The organism is Protofrankia sp. Cas8 (assembly GCF_963555845.1).
Lineage (GTDB): Bacteria > Actinomycetota > Actinomycetes > Frankiales > Frankiaceae > Protofrankia.
Genome location: NZ_CAUVXI010000004.1, coordinates 72,638 through 80,594 on the forward strand (window position 1 = coordinate 72,638; position 7,957 = coordinate 80,594).

The following is a 7,957-nucleotide window of genomic DNA, read 5'->3' on the forward strand; positions in this document are numbered from 1 at the left end:
GATGTGTCCACACAGGTTGGCTGCCTGTAACGGTTTCCCCGCACAACCAGGATCCCCGATACGACCGCTGAACCCGCGCCGGCACGCACGAATGTCAACGGGAACGTCGCGAACCGGCGGGAGACCGGGGAGCCAGGGCCGGTCCGAAACGGTGCGAGGAGAGGTGTCCGCATGGTCGCCATCAGTATACAACTATGACAATCAACGGCAAAATTTCGCCGTTTCGCGGCCATCTAACCACCCCTCGTACACACCGCCCCCTTGTGATGTCACAATGCAACCTCGCCGGCACTTCTGGTGACATCGCCAGCGCCGGCAACATGATCTTCCGAATGAAGGGTGCTGACGTGCGACCACGGGAGCTTGCCCCGTCCGCCTGCAGCTGGATGTCTCTGGGGGGCCGACCGTCATGGCGTTACTGAACGCAACCGAGATCGCGACGACCGGACCGGTCGGCATCTCCGCGCCGGCAAAGCCGGCAGAGGCCGCCGGCACGGGCGGAGCGGTGATCGGCGAGGGCCGCATCGGCAGGCAGGTACGCGTCCCCAAGACCGCCGAGCTGGTCGCGGCGCACCTGCGGCGCCAGGTAGTGCGGGGTGAACTGGTCGAAGGCGATGCTCTTCCCCCGGAAGCCGTGTTGATGGAACAGTTCGGTGTCTCGCGCCCTACGCTGCGCGAGGCGTTCCGGGTCCTGGAGTCCGAAGCGCTGATCAGCGTGCGCCGGGGCGCCCATGGCGGGGCCCGCGTCCATACACCCAACGGTGACGTGGCCGCCCGCTACGCGGCGCTGGTCCTGGAACACCGCGGCACGACCCTCGCTGACATCCACCAGGCCAGGGCTCTCATCGAGCCGCCCTGTGTCCGCCAGATCGCCGAGCGCCACACAGATGACGATCTCACCGAGCTCCGGGCGGCCCTCACTGCGGTCGAGGCCGCCGACGACAACCACAGCCAGCTACAGGCCGCGGACACCGACTTCCGCGGCCTACTGATCGAGCTCGCCGGCAACCAGACCCTGCTCGTGCTTGCCGGCATGCTCCGCCATATCGTCAGCCTCGCGCAGGGCAGCGGATCGGTCCCCGACAACACGCCGGCCGCGCCGGCCCCGCCTGGTGCGCCTGGAGCGCCTGGAGGAGCAGGTCCGGCCGGTGTGGCCAACCACCGCCCACACCGGGAGTTGGTGGCCCTGATCGAAGCCGGCCAAGCAGCCGCCGCCGAGGACCTATGGCGGCGTCACCTCCTGGCGACAAACCCCTTCGCCGAACACGACCAGGCCACAGTCCTCGACCTGTTGGGGGGAGTTCCCACGTCAGGTAGGTAACGTCGATCAGGTGACCCGCGCCGAGACTGACTCCCTGGCCGAGGTCCTCACCCTCGACCGCATCGAAACCAACATCTTCCGCGGCTGGTCCTGGCACACCGCGCCGACCAGGGTATTCGGCGGCCATGTGGCGGCACAGGCACTGATCGCCGCTGGTCGGACCGTCGCCGCCGATCGCCCGGTGCACTCGCTGCACGCCTATTTCCTGCTACCGGGTGATCCAACAGCGCCGATCATCTATGAGGTCGACCCGATTCGTGACGGGCGGTCCTTCACGACCCGGCGTGTGGTCGCCATCCAGCACGGCAAGGCCATCTTCAACATGTCCGCGTCGTTCCATCATACGGTGGATGGCTTCGAGCACCAGTCGGCGATGCCCCCGACACCGCTGCCCGATGACACCGCCACGCCACCCGATGAGATCTTCGCCGACAATGGGGGTGTCGAGCCGTTCTTCCTGCGCTATCTGGATGTCCTGCCGATCGCGACGAGCGCCCAGGACGGCTCCATAGAGCCGCCCGTCATCTCCTACCTCGGGGATCCCCGTGCTCCCCACCAGCGGCGGTGGTTCCGTGCCCGGGGGGTGCTACCCGACGACCCGCTCTACCACGCCTGTGCGGTCGCATACGCCTCGGACCTCCACCTGATCACGACAACCGTGCTCCCGCATCGGACGCCGGCGGGGCCGAGAATTTCATTGGCGAGCCTGGACCACGCGATGTGGTTCCATCGACCGTTCCGCGCGGATGAATGGCTCCTCTACATCCAGGACAGTCCGTCGGCGTCCGGGGAACGTGGCTTCGCTCGCGGTGAGATCTACACAACCGACGGCCGGCTCGTCGTCTCCGTTGCACAGGAGGGCCTGATGCGGCTGGCTCGCTGAGGCCGGCGCTGCCCGACTGCTCCAACTTTCCGTTTTTACCTTTTTTCAACGGCTCCGACAACAGGACGCGCGCGGCTCGCGACGTCCCGCGGTCGGAGCCGTTCGGCGTCTGCGACATGCTCCCACGCCGCCACCGACCGACGTCGACCGTGTCGACGACCCGTCGAACTTTCCGGGCGAGGCGTCATCAGGGCGTCAAAGCCGCTGGTCCCCGATTCCCGCCGGGTCGATACTCGGTTCCCTTGAGGTCTCCGGGACCCCTGCCACGCTGGAAGGATCTGCCGTGCGTGACCTGATGTTCGTCGTCCTCACCGTCGCGATATTCGCCGTGCTGGGGCTGGTCGTACGAGGGGTGGAGAAACTGTGACCGCTGAGAACCTGACCGGTTTGATCCTGGCGGTCGCGCTCACGATCTTCCTTGTCATCGCCCTTTTGTTTCCAGAGAAGTTCTAACCTGACCAACGGCGACGCACCGCGGGTCCATCATGGATCTCCCCGGTGCCGCCGGCGGCCGCAAGGGGTTGCGCAATGAACACCACGACGGCGGGGATTATCTTCGTCGCCACCCTCGCCATCGCGCTGGGTCTGACCTACCGGCCGTTTGGCAACTATATGGCCCGAGTTTATACGACCGGGCATCATCTGCGGGCCGAAAAGGTGATCTATCGGGTGGTCGGCGTCGATCCAGACGCCGAGCAGCGATGGAGCACCTATCTGCGCAGTGTGCTCGCCTTCTCCTTTGTTTCCGTGCTGTTCCTGTACGCATTTCTTCGGCTACAGGGCCAGCTGCTGCTCAGCCTCGGTTTCGCCGGGATGGAACAGGGGCAGGCATTCAACACGGCAACCAGCTTCGTCACGAACACCAACTGGCAGTCGTACTCGGGTGAGTCGACGCTCGGTTATCTCGTACAGATGTCCGGGCTCGCGGTACAGAACTTCACCAGCGCGGCGGTCGGCATCGCGGTGGCGATCGCGCTGGTCCGCGGCTTCGCCCGCAGCCGTACCGACCAGCTCGGCAACTTCTGGGTGGACCTCATCCGCACCGTCGTCCGCATCCTGCTCCCGATCTGTGTGATCGGCGCGGTCGTACTGATCGCGGGTGGGGTCGTCCAGAACTTCCACCACGTCCAGACGGTCACGACCATCGCCGGTGGTAACCAGTCGGTGACCGGCGGACCGGTCGCGAGCCAGGAAATCATCAAGGAGTTCGGGACGAACGGTGGCGGCTTCTACAACGCCAACTCCGCGCACCCCTTCGAGAACCCGACGAACTGGACCAACTGGCTGCAGATCTACCTGCTGCTGTCGATCGGTTTCTCGCTGCCGCGGACCTTCGGGAAGATGGTCGGTGACACCCGTCAGGGCCTGGCGATCGTCTCCGTCATGGTCGTGCTCGCACTGGCCAGCATGTTCCTGGTGAACGGTCTGCAGATGGCCCATCACGGCACGGTCCCCACCGCTGTGGGCGCGTCGGCCGAAGGCACCGAGACACGTTTCGGCATACCCGACTCGGCGACCTTCGCATCCGCGACGACGCTGACCTCGACCGGCGCGGTGAATTCCTTTCATGACTCCTACACGAGCCTCGGCGGCGCGGTCCTGTTGCTGAACATGATGCTCGGGGAGATCGCTCCGGGCGGTACCGGATCGGGCCTGTACGGCATCCTCATTCTCGCGGTGCTCGCCGTGTTCGTCGGTGGCCTGATGATCGGGCGAACGCCGGAGTACCTCGGCAAGAAAATCTCCGGCCGGGAGGTGAAGTTCGCCTCCCTCTACATTCTGACCACACCGACGTTCGTCCTGGTGGTCACGGCACTGGCGATGGCCCTGCCCGGCGAGCGGGCCGCTATGCTGAACTCCGGCTCCCACGGATTGTCCGAGGTGCTGTACGCGGCGACGTCCGCGGGGAACAACAACGGGTCCGCATTCGCGGGCATCTCGGTGAACACGACGTGGTGGAACACGGCGCTGGGTATATCCATGCTCGCCGCGCGCTTCCTGCCGATGGTGTTCGCGCTCGGACTGGCGGGCAGTCTGGCCCGGCAGAAACCCGTTCCCGCGTCGGCCGGCACGCTGCCCACCCACCGGCCGTTGTTCGTCGGCCTGGTGACAGGCGTGGCAATCATCGTCGGCGCGCTGACCTACTTCCCGGCTATTGCGCTCGGACCGTTGGCGGAAGGTCTCCACTAGGCCATGAGGAATACAGATGCCACGACCACTGTGAACAGAAACTCCGCGGATCCGGCGCAGGATCCGGACACCACCCGATCGGCCCGGCGGGTCCAGGGTGGCCTGCTCGACCCCAGGATGCTCTGGCGCTCGGCTCCGGACGCCATCAGAAAGCTGAACCCGACCACCCTGTGGCGTAACCCGGTCATGTTCATCGTCGAGATCGGCGCCGTGTTCACCACGGTGCTGGCGATCCGCGACCCCAGCACGTTCGCCTGGCTGATCGTCATCTGGTTGTGGCTGACCGGACTGTTCGCGAACCTGGCCGAAGCGGTTGCCGAAGGCCGAGGAAAGGCACAGGCCGACGCGCTGCGCAAGGCGAAGACGGACACCGTTGCCCGCCGACTGATCGACTGGAAGCCCGGCACGGACCTCGGCACGGCACGGATCGAGCGGGTACCCGCGCCGAGCCTGCTCAAGGGCGATCGGGTGGTGGTCGAAGCAGGCGAGTTCATCCCCGGTGACGGTGACGTCATCGACGGCATCGCGAGCGTCGACGAGTCCGCCATCACCGGCGAGTCCGCGCCGGTGATCCGCGAGTCGGGTGGCGACCGGTCCGCGGTGACCGGTGGTACCCGGGTGCTGTCCGACCAGATCATCATAGAGATCACCCAGCGGCCCGGCGAGAGTTTCATCGACCGGATGATCTCTCTCGTGGAGGGGGCGAACCGACAGAAGACGCCGAACGAGATCGCGCTCAACATCCTGCTGGCGTCTTTGACCATCATCTTCCTGCTCGCGGTCGCGACCCTGCAGCCGTTGGCTATCTTCTCGAAGGCTCAGCAGCCGGGTATCCCCGACAGCGCCGCCCTGAACGCCAACGGCGTCACCGGGATCGTGCTGGTGTCGCTGGTGGTCTGTCTGATCCCGACGACGATCGGCGCTCTGCTCTCGGCGATCGGCATCGCGGGCATGGACAGGCTGGTGCAACGCAACGTGCTCGCCATGAGTGGTCGCGCCGTCGAGGCGGCCGGCGACGTCAACACGCTGCTGCTGGACAAGACCGGGACAATCACTTTGGGCAACCGTGAGGCGCGCGCCTTCATCCCGGTCGGGGACGTGGACGAGCAGGTGCTCGCCGATGCCGCGCAGCTGTCCTCACTCGCCGACGAGACCCCCGAGGGCCGCTCCATCGTGGTCTTCGCCAAGAGCACCTACGGCCTGCGCGAGCGCACCCCGGGCGAGCTGTCCACCGCCACGTTCGTACCGTTCACCGCGCAGACCAGAATGTCCGGTGTCAACCTCACCGGCGGCGGACCGGATGCCGGCGGTGGGCGCCAGATCCGCAAGGGCGCGGCAACGGCGGTGCTGACGTGGGTCCGCAACCATGGTGGGCCGGTGCCCGACGGCACGGGCGAGGTTGTCGACGGCATCGCCGCGTCCGGCGGGACGCCGCTGGTTGTCGGTGAGGTGACCGACAGCTCGGCCGGGGACGCCGGCTCCGGCCCGACGGCGCGGGTCCTCGGCGTGATCCAGCTCAAGGACGTCGTCAAGTCCGGCATGCGGGAACGCTTCGACGAGATGCGCAGCATGGGTATCCGTACCGTCATGATCACTGGTGACAACCCGCTGACCGCGAAGGCGATCGCCGACGAGGCGGGTGTGGATGACTTCCTGGCCGAAGCGACCCCCGAAGACAAGCTCGCCCTGATCAAACGGGAGCAGGAGGGCGGCAAGCTCGTCGCGATGACCGGGGACGGAACCAACGACGCCCCCGCCCTCGCCCAGGCCGACGTCGGCGTTGCCATGAACACCGGCACGTCCGCGGCCAAGGAAGCCGGAAACATGGTCGATCTCGACAGCAACCCGACGAAGCTCATCGAGATCGTCGAGATCGGCAAGCAGCTGCTCATCACCCGTGGAGCACTCACCACCTTCTCGATCGCCAACGACGTCGCCAAGTACTTCGCGATCATCCCGGCGATGTTCGCGGCGGTGTACCCGGGGCTGGACAAACTGAACATCATGCGACTGCACAGCCCGCAGTCCGCGATCCTGTCCGCGGTCATCTTCAACGCACTGATCATCATTGCGCTGATCCCGCTGGCCCTGCGTGGTGTGCGTTACACGCCGGGCAACGCGGCGACGATGCTGCGCCGCAACCTCTGCATCTACGGACTGGGCGGCCTGGTCATCCCGTTCCTCGGGATCAAGCTGATCGACCTGGTCATCCAGTTCATCCCCGGAATTCGGTGATCACAGTGGTCTCGTCACGCATGCCCGGCTCGCTCCGACACCTGTTCGCCGCCGTACGCGTACTCCTGGTACTCACGGTGATCACCGGCATCGCCTATCCACTGGCGATCACCGCAATCGCCCAGCTACCCGGCCTCAAGCACCGGGCGGACGGCTCGATGATCAAAGCTGCGGACGGCCACGTCGTCGGTTCGTCGCTGATCGGCCAGTTGTTCACCGACTCGAACGGCAACCCGATCCCGACGTACTTCCAGTCCCGTCCGTCCGCGGCGGGCGAGGGCTACGACCCCACCGCGACATCCGCGTCCAACCTCGGTCCAGAAAGCGTCACCGACACCCTCGACGACCCGGCCACCAAGGACGACGAGAGCAAACAGAGCCTGCTCACCCAGGTGTGCAGCCGCAGCAAGGCCGTCGGTGACCTCGAAGGCGTCGACGGCCGGCGTCCCTACTGCACGGCCGGAGGCGTCGGCGCGGTCCTGTCGGTGTTCTACCGTGACCCCGGCTATGCGGGGCCGATCACCAAGGTCGTCAGCGTGAACGAGCAGTGTCCGGCCGGGCCGTTCCTCGCCACCTACGAAGGGATTGCGGTCCAATGCGCGACGTACGGTGACGACTATGCCGCGGGAAAGCAGGTTCTCGTGCCCGGCCCGGGCAAGGCGGCGGGCAACCCGGTGCCGCCCGATGCCGTGACAGCCTCCGGTAGCGGTCTGGACCCGGGCATCTCCCCCGCCTACGCCGACCTGCAGGTGGCCCGGGTCGCCAAGGCCCGCGGGCTCGACCCGACAGTCGTCCGCAGGCTCGTCGACGACCATGTCACCCACCGGGCGCTCGGCTTCCTCGGCGAGCCGACCGTCAACGTCGTCGAGCTCAACCTCGCCCTGGACAAACTGCGTACGAGCTGACCGCAGGGATGGCTGGGTCACGAAACCCGGGCCGGGGACGGCTACGGGTCTACCTTGGAGCGGCCCCCGGGGTCGGGAAAACGTACGCGATGCTGGACGAGGCCCACCGCCGGGCCGCGCGGGGAACCGACGTGGTGGTGGGCCTCGTCGAGACCCACGGGCGGGTCCACACCGCGAACCTGCTGGGCGGTCTGGAGATCGTCCAGCCACGGGCGGTGGCGTACCGGGACCGGACCTTCCCGGAGCTGGACCTCGACGCCCTGCTCGCCAGGCGCCCGCAGGTCGCGCTCGTCGACGAGCTCGCCCACACCAACATCCCCGGCAGCCGTCACGAGAAGCGCTGGCAGGACGTCGAGGAGCTGCTCGACGCCGGCATCGACGTGCTGTCCACCGTCAACGTCCAGCATCTGGAGTCGCTCAACG

General features: G+C 66.7%; 6 protein-coding genes and 1 pseudogene. All 7 read left to right on the forward strand.

The window, feature by feature from the left end; all coding sequences use genetic code 11:
* Positions 1-409: 409 nt before the first annotated feature.
* The gene (locus U9977_RS01775; RefSeq protein WP_322747370.1) at positions 410-1,321 is read left to right on the forward strand and encodes a FadR/GntR family transcriptional regulator; all 912 of its coding nucleotides are present in this window, start codon (positions 410-412) and stop codon (positions 1,319-1,321) included.
* Between the two features lie 10 nt (positions 1,322-1,331).
* Entirely contained in the window at positions 1,332-2,204 is an 873-nt protein-coding gene (locus U9977_RS01780) for an acyl-CoA thioesterase II (RefSeq protein WP_322747371.1), read from the forward strand.
* Positions 2,205-2,567: 363 nt separating this feature from the next.
* Complete coding sequence (gene kdpF / locus U9977_RS01785; RefSeq protein ID WP_322747372.1) at positions 2,568-2,657, forward strand: K(+)-transporting ATPase subunit F; 90 nt, start codon at positions 2,568-2,570, stop codon at positions 2,655-2,657.
* 75 nt (positions 2,658-2,732) lie between these two features.
* Positions 2,733-4,394 (forward strand): potassium-transporting ATPase subunit KdpA, encoded by a 1,662-nt coding sequence (gene kdpA / locus U9977_RS01790; protein ID WP_322747373.1) that lies wholly within the window; start codon positions 2,733-2,735, stop codon positions 4,392-4,394.
* A gap of 3 nt (positions 4,395-4,397) precedes the next feature.
* Positions 4,398-6,629, forward strand: a complete 2,232-nt coding sequence (gene kdpB, locus U9977_RS01795; protein ID WP_322747374.1) for a potassium-transporting ATPase subunit KdpB — start codon at positions 4,398-4,400, stop codon at positions 6,627-6,629.
* Between the two features lie 20 nt (positions 6,630-6,649).
* Positions 6,650-7,534, forward strand: coding sequence for a potassium-transporting ATPase subunit C (locus tag U9977_RS01800; protein WP_322747375.1), 885 nt, complete (start codon positions 6,650-6,652; stop codon positions 7,532-7,534).
* A gap of 8 nt (positions 7,535-7,542) precedes the next feature.
* Positions 7,543-7,957, forward strand: a pseudogene (locus U9977_RS01805) (histidine kinase); the annotation flags it as partial.